Source organism: Chondromyces apiculatus DSM 436, assembly GCF_000601485.1.
In the GTDB taxonomy this organism is placed as follows: Bacteria; Myxococcota_A; Polyangia; order Polyangiales; family Polyangiaceae; genus Chondromyces; species Chondromyces apiculatus.
This window is the reverse complement of the sequence record NZ_ASRX01000039.1, coordinates 1-24542: the sequence shown is the minus strand read 5'-3', so window position 1 is coordinate 24542 and position 24542 is coordinate 1. Positions and strand designations below refer to the sequence as shown.

The window sequence follows — 24542 nt, the reverse complement described above, 5'->3', positions numbered from 1 at the left end:
TATGGTGCGGGAATCCCCCCCCGTCAAAAAGCGCGCGCTATGCTGCGTGCCAGGTGACCATCGCCGACTTTCCCCCCTGGTTCCTGCGCGCCTTCGCGCTCTGCTTCGGCCTCATCTGGGGCAGCTTCCTCAACGTGGTCATCCACCGCGTCCCGAGCGGCATGAGCGTGGTGCACCCCGGCTCTACCTGCCCTGCCTGCAAGAAGCCCATCCGCGCCTGGGACAACATCCCGGTCTTCTCCTGGCTCCTCTTGCGAGGCCGCGCCCGCTGCTGCGGCGCCAGGATCAAGGCCCGCTACCCCCTCGTCGAGGCCGTCGGCGGCCTGCTCTCGCTCGCCATCGTCGAGGCCATCGTCTTCCGCCTCCCGCCCGAGACCTCCATCGCGCGCGGCCTCGCCATCTACGTCGCCGACCTCGCCCTCGCCCTCGGCCTCCTCGCGGCGACCTTCATCGATCTCGAGCACATGTACATCCCCGACGGCATCACCCTCGGGGGAGCCGTGCTCGGCGTCGCCACCGCCTCGCTGCGCGACCTCGGCTTTCTCGACGCCCTCCTCGGCGCCGCCGTGGGCTTCGTCATCGTCTGGCTCCCGTTCGTCGTCATCTATCCACGCCTGCGCGGAGGGCGCGTCGGCATGGGCCTCGGCGACGCCAAGCTCCTCGTCCTCGCCGGCGCCTGGTTCGGCTGGGGCGGCGCCCTCTTCGTCCTCGGCGCAGGCGCCGTTCAGGGCACGCTCGCCGCCATCGCCGTGCTGCTCGTCCGCGGCCGCATCGAGGAGCCCGAGGCCGTGCGCGAAGAGCGCGAGCAGATCCGCGCCGAGCTCGCCGCCATGACCGACGACGAGCGCGCCGAGGCCGAGAAAGAGCTCGCCGAGGACCCCCTCGCCGAGGAGCCCGGTGAGGGCTTCGGCCAGGCCCGCATGGCCTTTGGCCCCTTCCTTGCGCTGGCCACCCTCGAGTGCCTCCTCGTGGGCCGCGACATCATCGGAGCGTACCTTGCATGGATCGACACCGGATGACCCTGCGTCCCCCCGACCTGCTCCGGAGCGCGCGCGCCGTGCTCATCCTGTGCGCGCTGCTCTCGCCCGCCGCCTGCGGCAACGAGATCCCCACCCCGCAGCTCGGCCGCCACACCGAGAACGACCCCTTCGCCATCGTCCCCTATCCGCCCCCTCCGGCGCACGTCGAGGTCGTCCCGCTACCCCCCGAGGGCATCGACGACCCCGTCTGGATCGACGGCGAGTGGCAGTGGCACAACCGCCGCTGGGTCTGGGTCGCCGGCCGCTGGGAGGAGCCCTTCCCCGGCGCCTACTACGCGCCGGCCACCACCGTGCGCCGCCCTGACGGCGGCCTGGTCTGGTTCGGCGGCCTCTGGCACTTCCCGGACAAGAAGCGCTGAAACCCGCGCCTGTTTCGGGTTAGGGGAGTGCCCATCATGATGCTCGCCTGGTCCTTCGCCGCGCGCACCCCCGACGACGTGGGCCGCCTCCTGCGCGCCCTCGGCCGTCACCGCTACGTCCTCGAAGTGGACCACCGCATCCACTGGGCCATCGACGTCGCGCTCGCCGACCTCCCCACCTTCGCGCCGCACGCCGAGGCCTTCGTGGCCCTCCGCCGCCGCGCGCCCGACCTCGATCCCGCCTCCCGCGACCCACGTCTCTGGCGCGAAGCGAAGACCGAAGACGTCGTCGCTGCGCTCACGGCCTTCTGGACCCCTGGTGACGCCGCGCGCGCCCACCGTCAGCGCCTCCTCGCCGCCCTCGCCTCCGCCGGCATCGCCCCCGCCACGCACGCGCCCTTCGCCTCGCGCCCCGAGGAGCCGCCACACCCCGAGCTGGTGCTGCTCGACTGGGAGCTCCACGCCGTCGACGACCTCGACACCGAGCGCCACGCCGGCGCCCTCACCGCCATGGAGGAAGCCGAAGAGGAGATCGAGCACCCCTCTTCCCCCATCTACCAGGAGGGCCCCGTGCTCGCCGCGCCCGAGCTGTGCGACGGCGCGCCGGAGGGCGTCCTCCCCGAGGATTTCCTGGTCTGGTCCGACGGCCCCTACAGCTACTCCGACTACGTCTTCCGCGGCGCCGCCCGCGCCGCCAAGCTCCCCGAAGCCCCCCTCGGCTACCACGATTTCTAGGTACTGCGTACCCTGGATCAGGGACCTCCGGTCCCTACGCTCCCGATGGTCGCTACCCCCGTGACTTTGCTCGAACGCCGAGCCGAGGACCCGGGACGAACCTGGGAAACGGAGTACAGGCGCGCCGTGCGGCTCCGGGCCGAGGCGCGAACTTGGCCACCGCCTCGCGTCGCCGCTAGGCAACGGCCATGCGCCGTGCTCCCACCTGGCTCCTCGCGCTCTTCATGGGCCTCGCCGTCGTCGCGGCGCCGGCCCCTGGAGAGGCCCGCAACAAGCCCAAGGTCGCGTGGAAGACGGTCGAAGCGCCGGCCGGGGAGCGCCACGACCAGCTCGTCAGGGCCCTCAAGCCCCTCCTCCAGAGCGCCGCGCGCAAGGCCAATTTCGGCGAGGGCAAGCGCATCGTCCTCAATGCCCGCATCGTCCATTTCACCTCGACCGCGAGCGGCGACGTCCACCGCGTGAGCTGCACCCTCATCGGCCGCATCCAGGGCGGCGCCACCGCGAAGTCGCGCATCTCCTTCGGAGGGCGCCCTGCCGAGCGCGCCGCCCTGGAGAAGCAGGTCCTCACCATGGTTGCAAACGGCGTGGTCTCCCGCCTCGCCGAGATCGTCCGTGTCAGCGCCGCCGCCGAGAAGGCGAGGAAGGCCGAGAGCGAGAAGGTCGAGAAGGCGAAGAAGGCTGCCGCCGAGAACACCGACGCCGAGGACGACGCCGCCGAGTGAACGACGGAACGCGTTCTTCCGGGTGCGGCGACCCTCGCGCCTCTCGACCCCCCGGAGGAATTGGTTTACGACCACCCCCCAGGCCATGGAATACGATCGGATGCTCGCGGAACTCTTCCAGGAAGAGGACCGCGCACGCGAGATGGCGCACAAGCTCATTGGCCTCGCAGAGCAGTCGCGCGAAGCGGCGACCATCGAGCGAGAGAGCCTCCTCGCGTTCCTCCGCGGGCCCATGGAGCGGCACTTCTGCTACGAGGAGTCGGCGATCTTCCCCCACCTCGAAGATCACGGCCTCGGCGAGGAAGTGCAGGTCGCTTGCAAGCAGCACGCGGCCATCCGCGACGCGGCCCGCGCGCTCGCCGAGGCACCCCAGGAAGAAGACGTGGCCCACGTGATCGTCCACGTGGCCAAGCTCATGCTGCACCATACAAATTTCGAGGGCGACTACATCTATCCCGAGCTGACCCACGAGGAATGGCGTGAGCTCATGAAGGCCACCGTCCGCCAGGGCGCCTGAAGGCCTCGCAGCGTGAAACCTCGACAGAGCCGCGCCCGACGACGTAGGCTCCACCCTCCGGGATGTCGTTCGAAGTAGGCAGGGTACTGAGCGAGCGTTACCGGCTCATCCGACCCTTGGGCCAAGGCTCCCAGGCGTCGGTGTGGGTCGCGGAGCACCTTGCCCTCTCCACGCAGGTCGCGGTCAAGCTCATCGATCCCGAGCTCGCGAAGAAGGAAGACGCCCGCGAGCGCTTCCGCCGCGAGGCCACGGCAGCAGCGCAGCTCCGCAGCGCCCACGTCGTCCAGATCCTCGATCACGGCATCGACGGCGAGCAGCCCTTCATCGTCATGGAGATGCTCGAAGGCGAGGACCTCTTCGAGCGCCTCCGCAAGCGCAAGCGCCTCTCGCTCCAGGAGACCTCGCGCGTCGTCACCCACGTCTCCCGCGCCCTCACCCGCGCGCACGCCGCGGGCATCGTCCACCGCGATCTCAAGCCCGAGAACTTCTTCATCATCGCCAACGACGACGAGGAGATCATCAAGGTCCTCGACTTCGGCGTCGCCAAGGTCAGCGACCCCAAGCGGGTGATGCAGAAGACCAGCGTCGGTACCCTGGTCGGCACGCCTCACTACATGAGCCCCGAGCAGGTGAAGGGCATCGGCGAGGTCGACTTCCGCACCGACCTCTGGGCCCTCGGCGTCATCGCCTACGAGTGCATCACCGGCGAGCTGCCCTTCGACAGCGAGGGCGTCGGCGACCTGCTCATCAAGATCTCCATCGGCGAGGTCCCCGTCCCCTCCAAGGTCAAGGCGGGCCTCCCCGCCGCCTTCGACACCTGGTTCGCCAAGGCCTGCGATCGCGACCCCGCCGGCCGCTTCGTGAGCGCGCGCGATCTCGCCGAGGCGCTCGCGCGCGTCGCGGGCCTGACTGCCGAGGCCCCGAGCGTCACCGACGCCACGGCCGCGGCCTCCGCGGAGCCAGCGACCGTCGCGGCGCCGACCGCACCGGCTGCCCCTCGTCCTTCGGCCTCCTTGCCGCGCCCATCGAGCGTCGTGGGCACGCGCCCCTCGGCCCCGCCGCCTTCGGGCCGCGTGAAGCCCCTCTCGGCGCCGAGCATCCCTGCGGCTCCCAGGCTCTCCTCCATCCCCGACACGGCGGCATCTTCGGGCCAGCCCTCGCGCCCGCCCCGACCAGCCTCCGCGTCCGACGATCTCTCCAGCGCGAGCACCCCTCTCCCCTCCAAACCGCCGCCGCCGCCCCCGCGGAAGTCGAGCCCCGAAGCCACCCGATCGGTCGCGCCGTCCGCGCCGTCCGCGCCGCCTCCTCCGGCCACGCGTGGTGCGCGCAGGACCGTCGAGCTCGACGCCTCCGACATCGAGGAAGTCCTCAAGGATCCCAAGGCTCCCTTGCCGGTCGCGCCGGTCGCGCCGGTCGCGCCGACCGCGCCGACCGCGGAGGCCGACGACCTCCTCGAACTCGAACCCGAACTGCCGCCGGCCCCGGCGCCACCGGCTCCTCCGCCACCTCAGGCATCCGCCGAGCCGCCGCCTGCGCCTCCTGCATCGCCTGCGCACATTTCCGCGCCTCCGCCCGCGCCCCCACCCGCGCCTGCGGTGTCACCGTCCACGCCCCCGCGTGCCCCTTTCGAGAGCCAGGAGATCTCCTTCGAGGAGCCTCCGCCTCCTGCGCGTCCGAACGCCCGCCCCATCTCTCCGGTCCTCCAGGGCGACCTCCCTCCTCACCCGAACCCTCCTGCGAGCAACCCGCCGCCTGCGCCTCCCGCGCCGCGCGTCGTCTCGCAGCCCCCGCCCCAGGCCGCGCCGCACGCGCAGCCGGTCGACGCGCCGCACATGCAGTCCACGGTGAGCGGCATGGCGGCCATCTCCCCGCCTCCGGAGCTCGACGGGGGTGGCCGCCGTCGGCGCATGGTGCGCGTCTTCGCCTTCGCCTTGATCGCGCTCACCGGTGTCGTGGTGTGGGCCGTGATCAGCTCCCAGCCCCCGCCCGAGACCCCCATCCCTCCTCCCGAGCGCACCGGTCAACCCGCGCAGGCCCTCGACACCCCGCCCGATCCGACGCCTGCGCCGACCCCCGAGATTCCTGCCACATCGACGACCACGACCACCAGCACGGCCTCTCCGGGGGCGACGGTCGAAGCCGTGGATCCGATGAAGACCAACGTCGCGCCGCTCCCCTCGCAGACCGCGACGCCCACGCCCGTGCCGGGCAAGCCGCGCCCGCGCAAGCCTGCGAAGACCGACGACATGACCATCGAGATCCCGCTCCCTCCGGGCGACGATCTCCCCCCGCCGGCGCCCTGAACGTCGACTGAACGTCGACTGAACGTTGAGAGCCCGCATCGCCTTCAGGTCTGCTCCTGGAGTCGATCGCGGGCTCTTCTCCGTCCGGCACCTGCCAGCGTCCGGCCTTCAGCCTGTCGTCATCTGGCACGCTCCGCAGGGGTTCGTGCCCCTACCGCCTTGCGCAACCCTCAGGTCCCTCGCGCTGCGCTCTCTGCTGGCCACATGGGTGGTGACCATCGGGGAACGCAGGGGTGAAGGGCCCCCGCAGGGATGCACCGTGACTCGTACTCCGTCCCCCAGCAGTTCGTCCCGGGTCCTCGGCTCAGCATTCGAGCCAAGTCACGGGGGTAGCGACCATCGGGAGCGTAGGGACCGAAGGTCCCTGAACCAGGGTACGCAGTACCTAGTTGAGGAGCTTGCGAGAGAAGTGGCGTGCGGCCACCTCGACGGCTTCCTTCATGGCGGTGTTGACGTCCTGCGAGGAGGTGTCTCCGCGCACCACGATGGCGCAGGCGTCGCCCTCCGACTCGAAGGAGGCGAGTGGTTGTTCTGTCTCGGCCTTCGCAGACCGGACCGGGACTCGCACGGAGAGCGAGCCAAGCTCCAGCTGCACAAACCCCAGGAGTTCCGTTTCTCGTAGTGTCTGCATGAGATCAACGTGTGTTTCGCCTCGACGATGTGCAACCCCCACCCGGAGGATCGTGCTCGAGGCATCCATGTCTGCTGCCATGACGGGCGCCCCCGGCGGCGCCTCGCCCCGCACCCGTCGGGCGCGCCTGCTGGATCCTCGGATGCGGCCGCGTGGACCCGGGTTTCTGCAGGAAAATGTGCCTTGTGAACGAGCGCAGCCTGCCCTGCCCCGCGCGCGCCTGCCGACCTCCCCCGTGTCCCGAGGAGCGCGCGCTCCCGGCGGACGAGGGACGTCACAGAGGAGAAACCCGATGACGAACAGGAGGAGGTCCCCTGGAAGAACAGGGCCCTTCCTGCGACCTCCCGAACATCGCCACGAACTGCTCTGCGTGCCAGTCCTCCCCCTGCATGGAGGGGCTGGAGAGTCGCCCCTGGATCTGCCGATTCCTTGACGACCCAGGGCGGGTCGCGCATCGTCCGGCCGCCATGCCCGAGCTCCACCTTGCCGGCACGTTCACGGCTCTCGTCACCCCCTTCACGCCCGACGGCGAGGCCCTCGACCTCGACGCGCTCGACGCGCTCGTCGAGGCCCAGATCGCCGGTGGCGTTGACGTCCTCGTCCCGTGCGGCACCACCGGCGAGGCGCCCACCCTCAGCGAGGACGAAGCGGCGACCGTCATCCGCCGCGTCGTCGCCGTGGCTTCCGGGCGTGTCCCCGTCCTCGCGGGCACCGGCTCCTTCTCCACCCGCAAGACCATCGCCGCCTCGCGCGCCGCGCTCTCTGCGGGCGCCGATGGCGTCATGCTGGTCATGCCCTACTACAGCAAGCCCTCCCAGGATGGCCTGCGCGAGCATGTCCTCGCCGTCGCCAGGGCCATCCCGGCGCCCATCGTCCTCTACAACGTCCCCAGCCGCACTGTCGTCGACCTCACCGCCGACACCACCGAGCAGATCTGCGCCGCGGCACCCAATGTCGTCGGCCTCAAGGACGCCACCGGCAACGTCCTCCGCTGCCAGGAACTCGTCCGCCGCCTCGGGGATCGCCTCGCCATCCTCTGCGGCGACGACGCCCTCACCCTCCCCATGATGGCCTCGGGGGCCCGCGGCGTCATCAGCGTCACCTCCAACGTCCTCCCCCGCGAGGTCAGCGACGTCCCCCGCCTCGTCGCGGCGGGCGAGTTTGCGGCTGCCCGCGCCCGTCACCTCGCCCTCCTCGACGTCCATGCCTCCATGTTCCTCGAACCCAACCCTGCCCCGGCCAAGGCGGCCCTCGCCTGGCTCGGCCGCATGAACCACGCCGTGCGCCTCCCCCTCGTCCCGGCGAGTGCTGAGACCCAGGCCAAGACGGCTCAGGCCCTCGAACGCCTCGGCGTCGCCCCGCCCGGAAGTTCCACGGGAAGCTCCGCCTCGTGAGCGAGCCCCTCCGCCTCGCCGTCCATGGCGCCGCGGGCCGCATGGGGCAGAGCGTGATCCGCCTCGCCGCGGCTGCGGGCTTCCAGATCGTTGGCGCCGTCGTCTCGCCGGGCTCACCGCTCGCGGGCCGTGACGCGGGCGAGGTCGCGGGCGCTGGACACCTCGGCGTCGCCTTCGGTGAAGACACCTCCTCGGGCCTCCTCGGCGCCGACATCGTCATCGACTTCTCGCGCCCCAAGGCCTTCTCGCGCCTCCTCCAGCTCGCGGCGCGCGCCCGCGTCGCTGTCGTCAGTGGCACCACGGGCCTCGACCCCGCAGCGGACCGCCAGATCGACGACGCGGCCCGCCACGTCCCCGTCCTCTGGGCGCCCAACACCAGCCTCGGCATCCACGTCCTCGCCAGGCTTGCCGCCGAGGCCACGCGCCTCCTCGGCCCCGACCTCGACGTCGAGATCGTCGAGACCCATCACCGCGCCAAGGTCGACGCCCCGAGCGGCACCGCCATCCGCCTTGCCGACGCCGTCCGCGTGGCCCGCGCCGACGCCGAAAACCTCCGCCCCGTGCATGGACGCGAGGGCAATGCTGGCCCCCGCGCCTCCGACGAGATCGGCATCTTCGCCGTCCGCGGCGGCGACGTCATCGGCGACCACACCGTGCACCTGCTCGGCCCTGGCGAGCGCATCGAGCTCACCCACCGCGCCACGAACCGCGACCTCTTCGCGCGCGGCGCCCTCCGTGCAGCCCGTGCCCTCCACGGCCGACCTCCCGGCCGCTACACCATGGCCGACGTGATCTGACCACGACGTCGTACGCACCGCGTCAGACCGCCTCTCTCCCGGCGCCGGTCCCCTGTCTTCCGTCGACAGCCCCGGGTTTTCCACGCCGGAAGCCCTCCCGACCCCTCCTGGCGCGCGCGAAAGTAGTCAGCGCCCGCGGAGCGCACTAGTCTGACGTGCCCGTATGGAGACGCTGGCATCCCGGATTGCGCGCGAAGGGGCGTTGCAGGACGTGGACGCCGTCGCCTGGGCCATCCGCCTCGCCAAGAGCATCGAGCGCATGCACGCGGCCGGCAAGGTGCATGGCCACGTCTCTCCGCGCTGCATGCTCCTCAGCGGCCCGAACGCCACCTCCCGTGGCGAGCTGGTCGACGCCCGCAAGGCCCCCTACCTCCTCGCCTACCACTCCCCCGAGCGCGCCGCGGGCGAGGGCATCTCGGCGCACGACGACACCTGGGCCATCGCCGTCACCCTCTACGAAGCCCTCACCGGCACCCAGCCCTTCATCGGCGGGGACGAGTCCGACATCCGCCGCAGCATCGACGAGGCGGTCCTCGCGCCCCTCGCCGACTTCGACGTCGGTGACCAGGCCCTCCAGGACATCCTCGACAGCGCCCTCGCCCGCGACCCCGACGCGCGCACCACCGACGCTGCGGCCCTGCGCAGTGCTCTGGAGACCTGGCGCCCCTCCACCCGCTTCTCGAAGATCCCGCCCCTCGAAGAGCGCCCGCAGCGCGACGACGATGACGACGACGATGACGACAGCGAGGGTGATCAGGAGGCGGTGACGCGCATCCGCGGCGACATCAGCCCGCTCCTCGAAGACCTCATCCAGGCTGCCTCTGTGGGCCCCGCCAGCTCGCGCCGCGGCCCTCCTCGCTCTCGCCCCGGTGGCGTCCGCGCCCCCACGCCCTCCGAGCCTGGCGTCGAGACCGCCGCCCCACCGACCTCCACCCGCAGCAACGTCGCGTCGCCGTCGAAGCTCTTCGCCCTGGCCAGCCTGGGCATGGGGGCTGCCGCGTCTTCACCGGCCTCCATCAAGACGCCCGCGCCGCCCGCAGTGAAGGGCGCAACCCCACTGGCTGCGGATGCTGCCGCGAAGGGGGCCGCCGCGAAGGGAGCCGCCGCGAAGGGAGCCGCCGCGAAGGGAGCCGCGGCGAAGGATGCCGCGGCGAAGGGCACCTCGACCCCTGCTGCGCCTGCCACGCCCGCCACGCCCGCCACGCCTGCCCCAAGCGCAGCCGCGAAGGCCGCTGCTGCGCAAGCCGCCGCCGTGAAGGCTGCCACCGCGAAAGCCGCCACGGCGCCCGCCGCGAAGGCCGGCGCTGCACAAGGCGCTGCCGCGAAGGACGTCGCCGTCAAGGGCGCCTCTTCACCGGCAGCCGGCGGAGCCACCGGCGCGTCGCCGCAGACCTCCACCGCATCACGCGCTGCCGCTGCGTCGCCTGCGCCTGCGCATGCCGAGGAGATCCCGCCGACGCCGCGCTCACCGACCCCTCCCGAGGTCGACACCCGCGACGACGACGACGACGATGACGACGACCTCCCTCCCGAAGAGGTCGTCACCGAGGTCATCTCCCGGCGCGCCGCGGACCTCGCCCTGGGCCGCCTCCCGGCCGCGTCGGACGATCCTCCAAAGGCTGTCCGCACCAGGCCCTCGCGCCCGTCCATCGAGCCCGACGCCGCCGCCAAGCCCGACGCCGCCGCCAAGCCCGACGCTGCCGCCAAGCCCGACGTTGCCGCCAGGTCCGACGCCGCCGCCAAGGCCGCCGCGGCCCCCAAGGCCTTCCCCGATCTGCCGGGCCTCCTCGAAGACGAGTCTCAGGTCGGCCACAACGACCTCTTCGCCGTCCCTGGCTCCTGGAAGAAGCTCGACGGACCTCGCTTGGCCAAGCCGAAGCCCGCCGGCGACGCCCCCTCTCCCTCGGAGTCGGCTCCGGCTTCCGCCACGCCTCCCAGCGAGGCGAGCGTGCCTTCCTCCGTGCAGCTCGTCCCGTCCAGCGGCGCTGGCGCACCCCCTCGGGCCAAGGACCGCAAGGGCCTCGCCGCCGTGGTCTTCGTGGCGGCCGTGCTCGCGGGCGGAGGCCTCACCGCCTGGCTCTGGAGCCGCATGAACGCCCCGGAGTCTCCCCCGGCCGCGTCCCCCACCGCGCCCTCCACGGCCTTCACCGCGGCCTCCACCGCGCCCTCCGCCGCGCCCTCCGCCGCGCCCGAGCCTGCGGGCGCCCCCACCGCGGCGGACCTCCCCCCCTCACCCGGCACCTCCGCCGCGCCTTCCGCCGCGCCGCCCGGCGCTCTGGAGCCCAGCGCTGCCGCCTCCGCTGCCGCGCCTGCGGGTTCTTCTGCATCGCCCGCATCACCCGCATCGCCCGCGCCTTCCGCCGCCCCCGCCGACCTCGACGCCTGCATGGTGCCGCTCTTCCCCGCGGCCACCTTCAGCGCCGCGCGCCCCCCGGAGTTCGGCTTCGTCTGCGAGGAGACCGACCCCCGCCGCGGCGCCGCGCAGCTCAAGAAGCTGGTCGTCCTCGGCGCCCAGGGCAGCGCCGTGTCGGACGGCATGCGCGAGTGGGCGTTGCTCGGCTGGTACGAGCTCGCCTCCTTCGCCGTCATGCGCGCCCGCTGCTGCGCGGGGCCTCCGGCGACGAAGCTCCCCGCGCCCCCGGCGCCCTGTCCTCCCCTCGACGCCACGCTCGACGCGCTCGGCGCTGCCGCAGCGGCAGCCGCTGCCGGGAGTGGCCCCGACGACCCCGCGCTCGCCAGCGCCGAGAAGGACTTCGCCGCCGACGTGCAGTGCATCGCCCGGTCCGGCGCCGCGTCCCTGTTCGGCTACGCCGATGCGCCGAAGGGTGGACAGGACACCGCGTTCAAGAAGATCCTCGCGCGGGTAGCTGGAAAGCGCTAGCGTCCGCGCGCCATGCCGACCGACGCGAGCGATCTGCTGCTCGAAATCGGCGTCGAGGAGCTGCCTGCCTCCTTTGTCGACGCCGCCCTCCGCGCCCTCCCCGACCTCGCCACGAAGCGCCTCGCCGATCTCCGGCTCACGCACGGCGCCGTGCGCGCTCTCGGTACCCCGCGCCGCCTCACGCTGATCGTCGACGGGCTCTCCGTCCGCCAGCCTGACCTCGAAGAGGAGGTCACGGGTCCCCCCGTCAAGGCAGCCTACAAGGACGGCGCCCCCACCCGCGCGGCCGAGGCCTTCGCCCAGAAGCTCGGCGTCCCCGTCGACGCGCTCCGCAGGGTCGAGGGGCCCAAGGGCGGCGAGTACGTTGCTGGCACCCGCCGCGAGACGGGCAGGGCCGCGAAGGAGCTTCTGCCGGAGATGCTCGCGGGCCTCATCACCGCCATCCCCTTCCGCAAGTCGATGCGCTGGGGAACGGGCGACATTGCCTTCGGCCGCCCCATCCAGTGGCTCCTCGCGCTCCACGGCGACGAGGTCATCCCCGTCTCCCTCGCCGGCCTCACCGCGGGCCGCCTGACGCGCGGCCACCGCTTCCTCGCTCCGGGCGAGTTCCCCATCGCCTCACCTGCGGCCTACGTCCCGGCCCTCCGCGCGGCCCACGTCCTCGTCGACGCCGAGGAGCGCGCCGCCGTCATGCGCGAGCGCCTCCTCGCCGCGGCCGCCGAGGCCGGCGGGGACCTCATCGAGGACGAGTTCCTCGTCGGCGAGAACCTCTCGCTCGTCGAGGAGCCGCACATCGTCGTCGGCGGCTTCAGCGACGCGTACCTCGACCTGCCCGAGCGGGTCATCCTGGAGGTCGCCCGCGGCCACCAGCGCTACTTCTGCGTCCGCCAGAAGGGCGGGGGCGCGCTCCTGCCCCGCTACCTCACGGTGGTGAACACCGCCGAGGCCCCCGAGAACATCCGCCGCGGCGGCGACCGGGCGATGCGCTCCCGCCTCGCCGACGCCCGCTTCTTCTACACCGAGGACCTCAAGATCCCGCTCGCCGAGCGCCGCAACAAGCTCGCCGGCATCGTCTTCCAGAAGCGCCTCGGCTCGGTGCTCGCCAAGGCCGAGCGCATCGAGCTCCTCGTCAAGGAGCTCGCCCGGCTCGCCGAGTTCCCCGACCCCGTCCGCGCCACCGCCGCCGCTGGCGCGCACCTCGCCAAGTGCGACCTCGTCTCCCTCATGGTCGGCGAGTTCCCCGAGCTGCAGGGCGAGATGGGCCGCGCCTACGCCCTGGCGCAGGGCGTGGATCCGGCCGTCGCCGACGTCATCCGCGACCACTACCAGCCCCGCGGCGCCGCCGACCCCACCCCGGCCGCGCCCGAGGCTGCGCTGGTCTCCATCGCCGACCGCCTCGACACCCTCAGCGGCTGCTTCGCCCTCGGCATCACCCCGACGGGCGCCGCCGACCCCTACGGCCTCCGCCGCGCCTGCATCGGCGTGCTCCGCACCCTGCTCGACCAGGGCCTCGATGTGCGCCTCTCCGACGCTTTCCGCGCCTCCTACCACACCTACGACGGCATCCAGCTCGACCTGCACCGCGACGAGCTGGTCACCCGCCTCGGCGACTTCTTCGCCGAGCGCCTCCGCGGCCTGCTCGGAGACCGCCTCCCCGCCGACGCCGTGAGCGCCTGCCTCGCCGTCGCCGCCGACAGGCCCCTCGACGTGCGCGTCCGCGCCGCCGCCATCGCCGCGCTCGACGCCGAGACCCGCGCCCGCGTCGGCGAGGTCTTCAAGCGCGCCACGAACATCGCCGACAAGGCGCCGAGCGGCGACCCCGTCCGCCCCGCCGGCGAGGGCATCCACCCCACCGAGATCACCGTGCACGACGGCTACCTCGCCCTGCGCGACCGCCTCACCGAGGCCCAGCGCGCCGGCGCCTATGCCGACGCCTTCGCCGCCATCGCCGAGTTCGCGCCGAAGCTCCACCAGTACTTCGTCGACGTGTACGTCAACACCGACGACATCCCGCTCCGCGAGAACCGCCTCCGCCTGATGCGCGCCATCGCCGAGACCTGCTCCAGCCTCGCCCGCCTCGACCTCCTCGGCGACACCGCGAAGCCCTCCTGAAGCCTGCCTGAAGCGCCGACCGGCCACGGGGCCCATGCATCGCGAGTGCCGGGGCCTGAGAGGTAGTGGCTCCTCCCACCTATCTCCGGTGGTCTTCCACGTTTCCGCCGGGGTGCCCTTGAACGCTTCAGGGCCGTGCTTACGAAGCAAGCTGGTTCATCCGAACCCGAGGGGTGCTCTCACGACATGCGTCGCGGGGTGGCCCCCCTTTGTCAACGACCCAGGATCACCAGGGTACCGAGGAGAAGACCATCATGGGACGGACCATCCGTAAGAATGCTTCGAGTCAGGCCATCGTCGCGGATGCGCGCGTGGCGCGTGCCAATGCCGTAGCGCGGGGAGGTGTGTGGCAAGCGCTCGCCGACCAGACCCTCGTGTCGGTGCTCACCCACCACGCCGACGTCGAGACCGAGCTGGAGACCGCGCGCGAGACGGCGCAGCCCCTGATCGCGGCGCGCGACGTCGCGGCGGAGCGCGCGAGCACCACGGTCGGCCGCGTCGCCGACGAGATCTGGAACGCCGTCGGTCGTCCCGGCAACGACCCGGCGCTCTCGCTGCTCTTCCCGGGTGGCATTGGCTATTACGTCGAGGGGGACGTCGCCACCCAGCCGAACCGCATGCTCATGCTGGCCAAGCTGCTCACCGCCGGCATCCATCCCCAGCTCCCCGCGGCGCGCGCCGCGACCGCGGCCGACGAGGTGCGGGCTTCCGCGCTGGAGCTGGCCGGGACCGTGGAGTCTGCGAACGCCGCCCAGCTCCAGGTCGAGCAGCTCGACCGCGTGCGCCTGGCGATCGCGCGCAATGCTGGCATCGAGCTTTCCAATCTGAAGCGCCGCTACAAGGCCGAGGGATTCAGCGAGAGCGACATCCACGGGGTCATCCCGAACCGCCCCCGCAAGCGTCCCATCGCGAAGCCCGCGCCTGTGCCTCAGGCGCCGGAGCCTCCCAAGGTGCCGTGATCGCGACCGACACCTGACCGCTCTCCCACCTCCGCGCGCCAGCCTCCACCTCCGCACGCCAGCACCCGCAGCCCGCGCGCTCCGGGTGCTCCCACCCTTGCCTGACCGCCATCCCCGCGAGGTTGAGCCCTCCGTGGCGTGCCCCGCCTCGTTGCGCGCTGCTGCGCCCCCTACCCACTTCCGCCCCACCGTCCTGCGCCCCTCGTTTTCTGCGGCCGTGGGTCAGGCAAATCGCTCGGGGAGTGCGGTTCGGGCGACTGACCCGAGGCACAGGGGCCCGAGGCGCGCGGCTCAGGTGACTGACCCGAGGCACAGGGGCCCGAGGCGCGCGGCTCAGGCGACTGACCCGAGGCACAGGGGCCCGAGGCGCGCGGCTCAAGCGACTGACCCGAGGCACAGGGGCCCGAGGCGCGCGGCTCAAGCGACTGACCCGAGGCACAGTGGCCCGAGGCGCGCGGCTCAGGCGACTGACCCGAGGCACAGGGGCCCGAGGCGTGCGGCTCGGGCGGCTGACCCGAGGCACAGTGGCCCGAGGCGCGCGGCTCAGGTGACTGACCCGAGGCACAGTGGCCCGGCGACGCCTTCGGAGCGGATGGCCCCTCCCCTGTGGGACCGCCCACCTCCGTCAGCCACCGTCATCTCCGGGGTGTGGCCACTTCGGCTCTTCAGTGCTGGCCGGCGCCTGCGGGGGTGCTGATGGTGCGGTGGGCGTGGGGGAGGAAGAAGGAGAAGGTCGCGCCGGCGCCGGGGATGCTCTCCACCCAGATCCGGCCGCTGTGCGCTTCCACGATCGCCTTGGCGATGTACAGGCCGAGGCCGGTGCCGCCGCCGGTGGCGCGGCTCTGGCGCTCGTAGCGGTCGAAGAGCTTCGTCACCTGATCGGCGGCGATGCCGGGGCCGGTGTCGACCACCGAGAAGACCACGCCGCCGTCGCGCCCCTCGGCCGCCAGGCGGATGCGCCCGCGCTCCGGCGTGAACTTCACGGCGTTGGTGAGCAGGTTGACGATGGCCTGCAGCACCCGGTCGCGGTCGCACTCGGCGACGAGGGGGTCGGCGTCGCGCTGCAGCTCGATCGACTTGGCCCTGGCGAGGGGCGCCACCGCCTCGAAGGCGTCGGCGATCAGCGCGGCCACGGGCTGCGCGCCGAGGTCCACCCGGAACGCGCCGGCCTCGATGCTCGCGGCGTCGAGCAGGTCGCGGATCAGACCATTCATCCGCTCGGCGGCGCGGAGGATGCGCTCGGCGTGCTTGCGGATCATCTCGCCCTGGGGGCCCGGGGGGGCCTGGGTCTGGATGATCTGGCCGCCCATGGCCACGAGGTGCAGCGGGTTCCGGAGGTCGTGCGAGACGACGGCGATGATGTCCTCGCGGGCGCGGGCGCTCCGGCGCTCCTGCTCCGTGGCCAGCTCGGCGCGCTCGCGGGCCTCGCGCTCTGCCTGGAAGAGGCGCGCGCGCTCCAGCGCCTGGGCGCCGTGCTGCGCGAGCGTCGAGAGGAAGACCCGCTCGGGCTCGGAGAACGTGCGGGGTGTGGGGAACACGAGACCGAGCGCGCCCACCGCGTGCCCCTCGACCATGAGCGGGAGCGCGCCGAGCGCCTCGACCCCGCCTTCACGCGCGCTGTCCCGCGCGTCGTCGAGGCTGACGTCCCGCGCGCTGTTGCTCGCGCTGTTGCTCGCGCTGTTGCTCGCGCTGTTGCTCGCGCTGTTGCTCGCGCTGTTGCTCGCGCTGCTGCCCGCGAGGGTGTGCGCGAGGTGCGGGTAGGCGGCGGCGTAGGCCTCGGCGGACTCGATCCAGATCGCCTCGCCGGTCCAGGCGCAGATGGTGAGCGGGAGAGCCGGGGGCGACGACTTGCGCACCGAGGGATCCGCCGGGGTGGAGGGGGTGAGCCAGCCGCGTCGGGGGCCCTCTTCGAGGATCACCTCGAATGTCGTGCTGCTGCTGGCGGTGCTGGCGGTGAGCGCCACGGCGCCGCTGTCGGCGCCCGTCGCGAGCATTGCGTGGGTGAGCAGCACCCGCGCCACGTCGGTGGTGGTCGCGGCGCTGGCGAGGGCGGCGGTGAGCGCGTGGAGCCGGTCCATGCGATCGAGCGTGGCGCGCATCCGGAGCAGGCAGCGCACGGTGGCGGTGAGCACCCCGGGGTCCACGGGCAGGAGCAGGTAGGCGTCGGCGCCCTCGTTGAGGCCGCGGATCTGATCGAGGGGGGTGACGTGCGCGGCGGAGACCTCGAGCACCGGGGTGTGCGCGGTGGCGGGGTTCTCCTTGATCCGCCGACACACCTCCGGTCCGCGCATGTCCGGCAGCTCCACGTCGAGGATCACCACGTCGGGGCGCAGCGCCATGCCCTGCAGCGCCTCCAGTCCGTTGGCCGCCTCGTGGATGATCAGGCCATCGCGCTTCAAGATCGCGGCGAGCGCCCGGCGCGTGGAGGGGGAGTCGTCGACGATGAGGGCGCTGGCGGCGCGAGGCCTTGTCACGATGAACGAACCCTTCTCCGCTGCATCATGGGAACGTCGAGCGCGCGCTCCTGGCACCCCATGCACGGCCGACTCAGAGCCAACGTAGGATCTCTTCGGCCATGCTTTCAATGCCACAGCTTGTGGTCGAAGCCCCCGCTTCGACCACACATCGAGGCATCCCGTATACCACACAGGACGTTTCTGACTCCGTCAGAACAGTGCCGCCTGCAGCGTGAATTCCGCTTGCTCCATCCGCTCCATCGTTGCCCATGCCGGTGAGCACCACGCCGAGTGTCTTCGCGCCGGCAGCCTCGACGGCAGAGCGGAAGAGCACGTCCACGGACGGACGGTGGGTCGAGATCGGCAGGGCATCGAGGCGCGCCTGGAAGCCCTCGGTCGTGCGATCGATGTAGAGGTGCACGCCGGCGCGCGCGAGCACGACCAGACCAGGCCGGAGCGCGAGCCCGTTCGAGGCCTCGACCACGTCGAGGCGGCTGCGGTCGTTGAGGCGGCGCGCGAGGTCGGCGGTGTAGCCCACCGGGATGTGCAGGGCGATGGCGACGGGCACCGGCAGGTCGCCCGGCAGCTCGGCGAGCAGGCGAGAGAGCGCCTGCGGGCCGCCCGTGGAGGTGCCGATGACCACGAGCTGCATCCCGCGCACGGCGACCGGCGCGTGCATAAGCGGCGCCGAGGTGCGCGAGGGCGCGGTGAGCGGCTCGGGCGCGCGGGCCTGGCCTGCGGCGCGCACCTTGGCGACCAGTTCGGCGCCGAGCTCGTAGAGCTGGTCGGTCGCGAGCGCGGTGGGCTTCTGCACCACGTCGACCGCGCCGGCTTCGAGGGCGGCGAGGCCGAGGATGCTCTGCGCCTCGTGGGTGCTCACCACCACCACCCGCGGCCGCCGCTCGTCGGGGAGGTTGGCGAGCACGCCGAAGCCGTCGAGGTTCGGCATGACGAGGTCGAGGGTGATCACGTCGGGGTGGAGGGCGGCGACCTGCTCGAGCGCCTCTAGGCCGTCGCGCGCGACGCCCACCACCTCGATGTCGGCGCTCGCGCCGAGCACCTCGCGCAGCACCTTGCGCACGAAGGCCGAGTCGTCGACGACGAGGACGCGCAGCCGCGCGGCGCTCGCGAGCCCCTCCCGCAAGGCGCGCGGCGTGCGCGGCGTGCGCGGCGTGCCCGGATCGCTCGGCGTGCCCGGAGCGCGCGGCGTGCCCGGAGCGCGCGGCGTGCCCGGATCGCTCGGCGTGTCCGTCGGTTTCTTCGTGGTCATGACCCCACCTCTTTCCTGTAGAAGAACACCCCGCCGCGCTCCTCGCAGGTGAGCATCGTCCCGAGCCGCAGGAGCGACTCGGACGCGCCGACGAGCAAGAAGCCTCCGGGTACCAGCGCGTCGTGCAGCGACGTGACCACGCTCCGGGTGGTCGCGTCGCTGAAGTAGATGAGCACGTTGCGGCAGATGACCGCGTCGAAGGCGCCGAGTGCCTTCACCTCGGCGGGCTCGGCGAGGTTGACGCGGCGGAAGGTGATGGTGTCCACGAGCTCCGGGCGCGCGTGCGTCGCGCCGCTGGTATCGGTGCGCAGCCAGTGACGGTAGGTCTCGGGGAAGGTCGAGCGCACCGCGCGGCGGGACAGGTCGCCGCGGCGGGCGCGGTCGAGCGCGGCGTTGCTGATGTCGCTGGCGACGAGGTCCACCCTGCCGGTGAGCCCGCGCCGGTCGAGGAGCATGGCGAGGGTGAGCGGCTCCTCGCCCGTGGCGCAGGCGGCGGACCAGACCCGCGGGCGCTCGCCGCGCGCCACGGCGGGCGCGAGGATCTGATCGCAGAGGACCTCGAGCTGGTCCACCTCCCGGAAGAGGTAGGTCTCGCCGACGACGAGGGTGTCGATGAGGGCGTCGAGCTCGACGCGGCCGCCGGGGTCGTAGCGGAGGAAGTAGTAGTAATCGAGCGCCGACTCGTGGCCCGAGAGCGCGAGGCGCCGGGAGAGCTTCTCCACGAACAGGTCGAGGATCTCCTCGCCGTAGTGGATGCCGGTGTGCTCCTCGACGAAGCGGCAGAGGAGGGTGGCGACGTGCGGCGACAGCCGCAGGGCGGACATGTCAGCGGCGCTGGGTGCGCTCAGCGAGCCGGCGCACGTCGGGATCGGGGTCTCCGGTCAGCCGGGTGATGGCCTGGTCTACCTCGGGGGCCTGGAACTCGGGCAGGGCCGAAAGGGCGATGAGGCGGGTCGTGGGGTCCTCGGAACGGCTCGCTTCGAGCAGGGTGGGAAGGGCTTCGGGGCGCCGCGTCGCGCCGAGGCCCAGCACCGCGGCGCGCTGCAGCTCGGGGTCCTCGGCGCGCGAGGCGGCGAGCAGCGCGTCGCGCGCCCGCGGGGTGTCGAGCTTGGAGAGGGCCTCGACGGCGGCGAGGCGCACCTGACCCGCCTCGTCGTGGACGAGGGTCGCCAGGATCTCCGCCGCGCCCTGCTCCTGCAGGCGCCCGAGGGACTGGCAGGCGTAGTAGCGGACCCAGGGGTCGGCGTCGGCGACGCCGCGCCCGAGGGCCTCGACCGTGCTCGGCTCGCGCTGGATCCGGCCGAGGGCGCGCATCGCCGCGGCGCGGGTGCGTGAGGCGGCGTGGCGGGTGAGGGTGAGCAGCTCCGCGACGGCGCGCGGGTCGTGGCTCTGCGGCAGGCCCTGCACCGCGGCCTCGCGGATGCGGTCGTCGGGGTCGGAGGTGGCGTCGAGGAGGATGTCGAGGCCGGCGGTGCTGCCGAGGTGGCCGAGGACCTGCAGGGCGGCGCGGCGCACCATCCACGAGGGGGAGCGCGCGGCGGTGAGGGCGAGGGCCTCGGCCTCGGGGCCGCCGAGGGCCTGGATCGCGCCGGTCGCGGCGTGGATCACGTAGGGGTCCTCGTCGTCGAGGCGCCCGAAGAGCGCGGGCACGGCGGAGGGATCGCCGACGCGGCCGAGGGCGTCGCAGGCGAGGGCGCGGACGCGCGTCTCGGGGTCGTCGAGGGCGGAGAGCACCTCGGCGACGAGCACGGCGCCGGGGCCGATGAGCGGCAGGATGCGCGCGCGCCGGGCAGAGCCGCTGTCGCGCAGCTCGGCGCCGAGCAGGGGCTCGGCCTCGGGGCCCATGTCGCGCAGGGCCTGAGCTGCGGCCTGCGCGGCGAGGGGCTCGGCGTCGAGCAGCTCGACGAGCACCGCGATCGCCGGCTCGCCGCCGATCCAGGCGAGCACCCGGCAGAGGGCGGCCTGCCCGGCCGCGTCGGCGCCGGTGAGGCACTGCGCCAGGCGGCGGGCGATGGAGGGGCGGCTCCGCAGGGGGGTGAGGCTCGAGGGCACCACCTCGGCGAGCGCGCGCCCCCACTCGGGGTCGCTGCCCTGAGCCCCGGGCTCCTCGGCCGCGAGGGCGCGGTCATGCAGCTCGACGAGGGCCGAGGCCGCCACGCGCAGCAGGGTGTCGCCGGAGCGGCTGAGGAGGTTGACGAGGGGCGGGAGCGCCGCCGGATCGCCGGTGCGGCCGAGCGCGCGGGCGGCTTCCTGGCGGTAGAGGGGCTCGTCGAGCAGGGCGACGAGCGCGCCGACCGCGCGGGGATCGCCGGTGCGGCCGAGGACGTCCATGGCCGGGAAGACCCGGAAGAAGTTGCCGGTGTTCATGGCGGCGATGAGCGGCTCGACCGAGACCGGGCCGCCGATGCGGCCGAGCGCCTCGATGGCGGCGATGGCGACGTTGTCGTCGGAATCGAGCACGCGCGCGGCGAGGGACGCGAGGGCGCGCTCGCTGCGGCGCCGGCCGAGCACCTGGGCGGCGTCGCAGGCGAGCGCGGGCTGCTCGGTGCGGGCGAGGAGGTCGATGAGAGGGGTGTCGGCGTCGCCCGTGGAGGCGGCGAGGGCGTCGACGCAGGCGGCGATCTTGGCCTCGCTCGCGCGGTTCTCGCAGAGTTCCTTGAAGAGGGTGGGGATCGCGACGTCGCCGAGGCGGGCCAGGGCTGCGACGACGTTGCGCCGCACGCTCCAGCTCGGATCGTCGAGCGTGCGCAGAAGCTCCGGCACGCCCTCGGCGCCGGTGCCCTCCAGGCGCTGCACCTCGGCGACGCGGTCACGTTCGGCGGTCGACAGGGACGTGTCGGGGCGGGTCGCGCTCACGGTTCCTCCTCACGCCCCTCACGCGAATCCCCGGGCGCCGCGTGCGCCGTGTCGACCGCGGGCTGCGTCGGATCGCGAGCGTCGCGAGCGTCGCGAGTGTCGCGTACTTCTCGAGTGTCGCGCAGGGCGTAGGGGGGCCGGCCGTCGAGCGTCTCCTCCAGGGCGCGAGACGCGCGGCCCGGGGGGGGCTGGCCGCCAGGCGAGGGGCTGAGGAGCGGCTCCGGGGAGCCGACCGGACCTCCGGCCGCGGCGACGAGGTCGGCGAGGGACGCCGTCTGCGCGGCGACGGCGTCGCCGATCTCCGCTGACTGCCGGGCCAGGCTGCGGACGTCGGCGGCGCTGTCGGCCGCGCGACGCGCCTGCTTGCCGAGGGACGCCGCGCCCTCGCGGGCGCTGGCCTTCATGGCCTCCAGGGCGCGGGCCAGCTCCTCGCTCGTGGTGAGCTGCTCGCGCATCGTGCCGGTGACGGCTCCGAGGCCGCTCACCTGCCGCGTGGTGGCCTGCGCTGCCTGGCGCATCGCGTCGGTCTGCTCGTCCACGGCCCGCGCGGTCTGGCGGGCGATGAGGCGCACCTCGTCGCCGCTCTTCGCGAGGTCGACGGCGGCTTTCTCCTGCTCGCTGCTGGCCTTGGTGAGCGAGGTGGCGAGCTTGGCGAGCTGCCGCGCGGCGGCCTCCACCTGGCGGGTGCTGCGCGACTGCTCGGCGACGGCGCGCGCGGTGCCCTGGGCCTGCTGGCGGGCGTCGCTCATGGCGCGGGCGACCTCGGTGGCGCCCTTGGCCTGCTCGTTCAGGCCGGTGACGGTGCGCGCGGTGGCGCTGGCGACCTCCTGGGCTGCGTTGTTCGACGCGGCGACGGCGCGGCTCTGCTCGGTCATCATCGCCGTGGTCCGCTGGGCGAGATCGCGCATCTGCGCGGCGGTCCTGGTGAGCTGGGCGGCGGCGGTGGCCTGCTCCTGAGAGCCGCGCGCGACCTGCTCGGCGCTCTGGGTGAGCTGGGTGTTGCCGCGCGCCGTATCGCGCAGGGCCCGCGCCTGGTCGGACGTCGCCTGCACGGTCTGCTTCGCCATCTGACGCATCTCGGTGGCGCTCCTGGCGAGCGCCTTGACGGACTGCGCCTGCTCGCCCGCGGCCTTGGCGATGACCCGCCCCTCGGCGCTGAGCTTGGCGGTGCTCTCGGCGAGGGTGCGGCTCGCCTGCGCCTGCTCCGCGCTCGCCTGGGAGACCTCGCGCACCGCGCCCACCACGTCGTTGATGCCCCGGAGGATGCCGTCGAGCGCGCGCTCGGCTTCGCCCGCGAGCTCGGCGCCCTGGTCGGCGGCGCGCACGCCCTCGCCCGTGGCCACGCTCGCCTCGCGCGCCGTGCTCTGCAGGCCGCGCACGATCTTGGCGACGTCGGCGCTCGCGGCGGCGGCGCGGTCGGCGAGGACCCGGATCTCCTCGGCCACCACCGCGAAGCCGCGGCCATGCTCGCCGGCGCGCGCGGCCTCGATGCTCGCGTTCAGCGAGAGCAGGTTGGTGCGGTCGGCGATGAGGTTGATGGTCTGGACGATGTCGCCGATCTCCTCGGCGCGGCGGCCCATCTCCTTCATGACCCCCGCGGCGTCGAGGATGGACTGGCGCACCTTGCCGAAGCCGCCGATGGAGCGGGACACGGTGGCGCCGCCCTCGCGCGCGCCCTGGCCCACCCGATCGGCGGCCTCGCGGGCGCCGCCCGCGAGTTCGGCGATGCGCTGCACGCTCCCGTCGAGCTGGGCCGAGGCCGAGGCGCTGTTCGCGGCGAGCGTGTGGATCTGCTCGACGCTGCCGGCGACCACCTGCGCGGAGCGCGCCAGCTCCTCGATCGCCGAGGCGTTGGCGTCGATGACGGCGGCGTTCTTCTCGGCCGTCGCCGCGACCTCCTCGACGGAGGCGGCCAGCTCGTCGACGGTGACCGCGTTCGACGAGGCGATCCCCTCCAGGGCGCGCGCGTGCTCGGCGACGGCGCCGATGGAGCGCGCGAGCTGCTCGACGGTGCTCGCGGTCTCCTCCACCGCGGTCAGCATGCCCGCGGAGCTCTTCGCGGCGTCCGCCATCCCCGCGTTCATGCCGGAGAGGAAGGTGGACATCCGGGTGATCTGCTCGGAGACGGCGCCCGCGTCGGTGGAGAGGCGGGTCACGCCGCGGGCCATCTGCTCGATGGTGGTGGCGGTCTCCTCGATGGCCGCGGAGCTCGACTGCCCCTGGCGGGTCATGGAGTCGAGGGAGGCGGCGGTCTGGGTCACCGAGGCGAGCAGCTCCTCGCTCGCGGCGGCGAGGTCCTCGGCGTCGGCGGCGACGCCCTTGATGGAGCGCGCCAACTGTTCGAGGGTGGTGGCGTTCGCGTCGGCAAGCGAGGCGAGCGCGGCGGTGTCCTTCTTGACGCCGCCGATGGAGCCCGAGACCTCCTGGAGCGAGGCGGCGGTGCTGGAGAGCGACTGCTCGACCTCGCGGCCGACGTCGGCGATCACCTGCTGCGCGCGGGCGAGGTCCTGGGCGCGCTTGACGGTGTGGTCGAGGGTCTCGTTCAGCCCGTCGAGGGTGGTCCTCGCCGTGCCCGTGGTCGTGGCCTGCTCGTCGAGGGCCACCTCGACGCGGCCCGTGGCCTCGGCGACGGACCGGGCCGAAGCCGCCGTCTTGCGCAGGGTGGCGAGCGCGCGCGCGGCGCGCTCCTGGGCGGCCGCGAGGCCAGCCGTGAGTCCCCCATTCCCAAGCACGTTCATGGCAGCGGTACCCCTCCGATCACGTTCCGGGTGTCGATGAGCATGAGCAGTCGGCCCGCGGTGCGGGCGACGGCGCGGACGAAGCCATCCGAGCGCTCGGCGACGAGGCGCGGCGGCGGCGCGACCTCGGTGGCCGGCAGGGTGACCACCTCGCGCGCGCTGTCGACGAGCAGCCCCACCACCCGGCCGTCGACGGTGACCAGGATGATGCGGGTGTCGAGGGTGCGCGGGGCGGGCGGGAGCTGGAAGCGGACGCGGAGGTCCACGACGGGCACGACCCGGCCGCGGCTCTGGACGATGCCCGTCACGTAGGGCGGCGCGCCCGGGACGTGGGTCGCTCCCTCGAAGGACTCGAGCTGGAGCACCTCGTCCGCGGGCAAGGCGTAGTCACCGTCGCCCACCTTGAACACCACATGCAACGCGTTCATCCACCCTCCGGGCGCAGCGCGGTGCGCTGCCCGCTCACGGCGCCCACGAGGGCGATGAGGTCGAGCACCAGGGTCGGCTTGCCGTCGCCGAGGTCGGTGGCGCCAGAGACGCCGACGACCTGCACGAGCGGGTCGGTCAGGGGCCGGATCACCGCCTCGCGGTGGCCGAGGAGGCGGTCGACGAGGAGCGCCGTGGCCTCGCCGCCGCGGCGCACGATGAGCGCCTTGCGCGACGCAGGCGGCGCAGGTGGCTCGGGCGACGCAGGCGGCTCGGGCGACGCGGGCGGCTCGGTTGGCCCCTGCGCGGCAGGGGGCGCCGCTGACGCGGGCAGCGCCGGCAGCGC

19 protein-coding genes are annotated in these 24542 nt (G+C 73.3%); 11 read left to right on the top strand and 8 right to left on the bottom strand.

Annotation, left to right across the window (positions count from 1 at the left end):
• Positions 1 to 53 precede the first annotated feature (53 nt).
• The 6 genes from CAP_RS23560 (at position 54) to CAP_RS45390 (ending at position 5676) form a co-directional block, all read left to right on the top strand.
• Positions 54 to 1019 carry a prepilin peptidase gene (locus CAP_RS23560; protein WP_044244889.1) on the top strand — a complete coding sequence of 322 codons (966 nt, stop codon included), beginning with the start codon at positions 54 to 56 and terminating at the stop codon, positions 1017 to 1019.
• Positions 1001 to 1399 carry a YXWGXW repeat-containing protein gene (locus tag CAP_RS23555; RefSeq protein ID WP_231511643.1) on the top strand — a complete coding sequence of 133 codons (399 nt, stop codon included), beginning with the start codon at positions 1001 to 1003 and terminating at the stop codon, positions 1397 to 1399. The genes CAP_RS23560 and CAP_RS23555 overlap by 19 nt, the downstream gene beginning before the upstream one ends.
• A 36-nt stretch (positions 1400 to 1435) precedes the next feature.
• On the top strand, positions 1436 to 2134 hold the full coding sequence (locus tag CAP_RS55075) for a hypothetical protein (RefSeq protein ID WP_044244964.1): 699 nt from the start codon (positions 1436 to 1438) through the stop codon (positions 2132 to 2134).
• 188 nt (positions 2135 to 2322) lie between these two features.
• Complete coding sequence (locus CAP_RS23545) at positions 2323 to 2856, top strand: hypothetical protein (protein WP_063748743.1); 534 nt, start codon at positions 2323 to 2325, stop codon at positions 2854 to 2856.
• Between the two features lie 85 nt (positions 2857 to 2941).
• On the top strand, positions 2942 to 3373 hold the full coding sequence (locus tag CAP_RS23540; RefSeq protein WP_044244886.1) for a hemerythrin domain-containing protein: 432 nt from the start codon (positions 2942 to 2944) through the stop codon (positions 3371 to 3373).
• Between the two features lie 62 nt (positions 3374 to 3435).
• Positions 3436 to 5676 (top strand): serine/threonine-protein kinase, encoded by a 2241-nt coding sequence (locus tag CAP_RS45390; RefSeq protein ID WP_081865186.1) that lies wholly within the window; start codon positions 3436 to 3438, stop codon positions 5674 to 5676.
• Positions 5677 to 6061: 385 nt separating this feature from the next.
• On the opposite strand, the gene CAP_RS23530 is transcribed toward CAP_RS45390, so the two are convergent.
• Entirely contained in the window at positions 6062 to 6244 is a 183-nt protein-coding gene (locus CAP_RS23530; protein ID WP_231511642.1) for a hypothetical protein, read from the bottom strand.
• A 530-nt stretch (positions 6245 to 6774) separates the two neighbouring features.
• Between CAP_RS23530 and dapA the strand changes: the two genes are divergently transcribed.
• From dapA to CAP_RS23505, 5 genes are all read left to right on the top strand, one after another.
• Positions 6775 to 7701, top strand: a complete 927-nt coding sequence (gene dapA, locus CAP_RS23525; RefSeq protein ID WP_044244883.1) for a 4-hydroxy-tetrahydrodipicolinate synthase — start codon at positions 6775 to 6777, stop codon at positions 7699 to 7701.
• Entirely contained in the window at positions 7698 to 8498 is an 801-nt protein-coding gene (dapB, locus tag CAP_RS23520) for a 4-hydroxy-tetrahydrodipicolinate reductase (protein WP_231511641.1), read from the top strand. Before dapA ends, dapB begins: the two co-directional genes overlap by 4 nt.
• A 163-nt stretch (positions 8499 to 8661) precedes the next feature.
• On the top strand, positions 8662 to 11379 hold the full coding sequence (locus CAP_RS45385; protein WP_052375730.1) for a serine/threonine-protein kinase: 2718 nt from the start codon (positions 8662 to 8664) through the stop codon (positions 11377 to 11379).
• A gap of 12 nt (positions 11380 to 11391) precedes the next feature.
• Complete coding sequence (gene glyS, locus CAP_RS23510; protein ID WP_044244882.1) at positions 11392 to 13491, top strand: glycine--tRNA ligase subunit beta; 2100 nt, start codon at positions 11392 to 11394, stop codon at positions 13489 to 13491.
• Between the two features lie 254 nt (positions 13492 to 13745).
• Complete coding sequence (locus CAP_RS23505; RefSeq protein WP_044244880.1) at positions 13746 to 14450, top strand: hypothetical protein; 705 nt, start codon at positions 13746 to 13748, stop codon at positions 14448 to 14450.
• A gap of 665 nt (positions 14451 to 15115) precedes the next feature.
• Here CAP_RS23505 and CAP_RS45380 read toward each other — a convergent pair.
• The 7 genes from CAP_RS45380 to CAP_RS23470 form a co-directional block, all read right to left on the bottom strand.
• Positions 15116 to 16924: a hybrid sensor histidine kinase/response regulator gene (locus tag CAP_RS45380; protein WP_052375728.1), complete on the bottom strand. Its 1809-nt coding sequence runs from the start codon at positions 16922 to 16924 to the stop codon at positions 15116 to 15118.
• A 73-nt stretch (positions 16925 to 16997) separates the two neighbouring features.
• Complete coding sequence (gene cheB / locus CAP_RS23495) at positions 16998 to 18176, bottom strand: chemotaxis-specific protein-glutamate methyltransferase CheB (protein ID WP_156041078.1); 1179 nt, start codon at positions 18174 to 18176, stop codon at positions 16998 to 17000.
• Positions 18173 to 19000: a CheR family methyltransferase gene (locus CAP_RS23490; RefSeq protein WP_044244878.1), complete on the bottom strand. Its 828-nt coding sequence runs from the start codon at positions 18998 to 19000 to the stop codon at positions 18173 to 18175. Before CAP_RS23490 ends, cheB begins: the two co-directional genes overlap by 4 nt.
• A 1-nt stretch (position 19001) precedes the next feature.
• Entirely contained in the window at positions 19002 to 21032 is a 2031-nt protein-coding gene (locus CAP_RS23485; RefSeq protein ID WP_052375726.1) for a HEAT repeat domain-containing protein, read from the bottom strand.
• The gene (locus tag CAP_RS23480; protein WP_063748742.1) at positions 21029 to 23770 is read right to left on the bottom strand and encodes a methyl-accepting chemotaxis protein; all 2742 of its coding nucleotides are present in this window, start codon (positions 23768 to 23770) and stop codon (positions 21029 to 21031) included. Before CAP_RS23480 ends, CAP_RS23485 begins: the two co-directional genes overlap by 4 nt.
• The gene (locus tag CAP_RS23475) at positions 23767 to 24198 is read right to left on the bottom strand and encodes a chemotaxis protein CheW (RefSeq protein WP_044244876.1); all 432 of its coding nucleotides are present in this window, start codon (positions 24196 to 24198) and stop codon (positions 23767 to 23769) included. Before CAP_RS23475 ends, CAP_RS23480 begins: the two co-directional genes overlap by 4 nt.
• On the bottom strand, positions 24195 to 24542 hold a 348-nt coding region (locus tag CAP_RS23470), incomplete at its 5' end, for a chemotaxis protein CheW (RefSeq protein ID WP_044244874.1). The genes CAP_RS23475 and CAP_RS23470, both read right to left, overlap by 4 nt.

Excerpts from the sequence above, each read along its gene's own strand:
- CAP_RS23555 (WP_231511643.1), top strand. The coding sequence starts at position 1,001 with ATGGATCGACACCGGATGACCCTGCGTCCCCCCGACCTGCTCCGGAGC.
- CAP_RS55075 (WP_044244964.1), top strand. The coding sequence starts at position 1,436 with ATGATGCTCGCCTGGTCCTTCGCCGCGCGCACCCCCGACGACGTGGGC.
- CAP_RS23545 (WP_063748743.1), top strand. The coding sequence starts at position 2,323 with ATGCGCCGTGCTCCCACCTGGCTCCTCGCGCTCTTCATGGGCCTCGCC.
- CAP_RS23540 (WP_044244886.1), top strand. The coding sequence starts at position 2,942 with ATGGAATACGATCGGATGCTCGCGGAACTCTTCCAGGAAGAGGACCGC.
- CAP_RS45390 (WP_081865186.1), top strand. The coding sequence starts at position 3,436 with ATGTCGTTCGAAGTAGGCAGGGTACTGAGCGAGCGTTACCGGCTCATC.
- dapA (WP_044244883.1), top strand. The coding sequence starts at position 6,775 with ATGCCCGAGCTCCACCTTGCCGGCACGTTCACGGCTCTCGTCACCCCC.
- CAP_RS45385 (WP_052375730.1), top strand. The coding sequence starts at position 8,662 with ATGGAGACGCTGGCATCCCGGATTGCGCGCGAAGGGGCGTTGCAGGAC.
- glyS (WP_044244882.1), top strand. The coding sequence starts at position 11,392 with ATGCCGACCGACGCGAGCGATCTGCTGCTCGAAATCGGCGTCGAGGAG.
- CAP_RS23505 (WP_044244880.1), top strand. The coding sequence starts at position 13,746 with ATGGGACGGACCATCCGTAAGAATGCTTCGAGTCAGGCCATCGTCGCG.
- cheB (WP_156041078.1), bottom strand. The coding sequence starts at position 18,176 with ATGACCACGAAGAAACCGACGGACACGCCGAGCGATCCGGGCACGCCG.
- CAP_RS23490 (WP_044244878.1), bottom strand. The coding sequence starts at position 19,000 with ATGTCCGCCCTGCGGCTGTCGCCGCACGTCGCCACCCTCCTCTGCCGC.
- CAP_RS23480 (WP_063748742.1), bottom strand. The coding sequence starts at position 23,770 with ATGAACGTGCTTGGGAATGGGGGACTCACGGCTGGCCTCGCGGCCGCC.
- CAP_RS23475 (WP_044244876.1), bottom strand. The coding sequence starts at position 24,198 with ATGAACGCGTTGCATGTGGTGTTCAAGGTGGGCGACGGTGACTACGCC.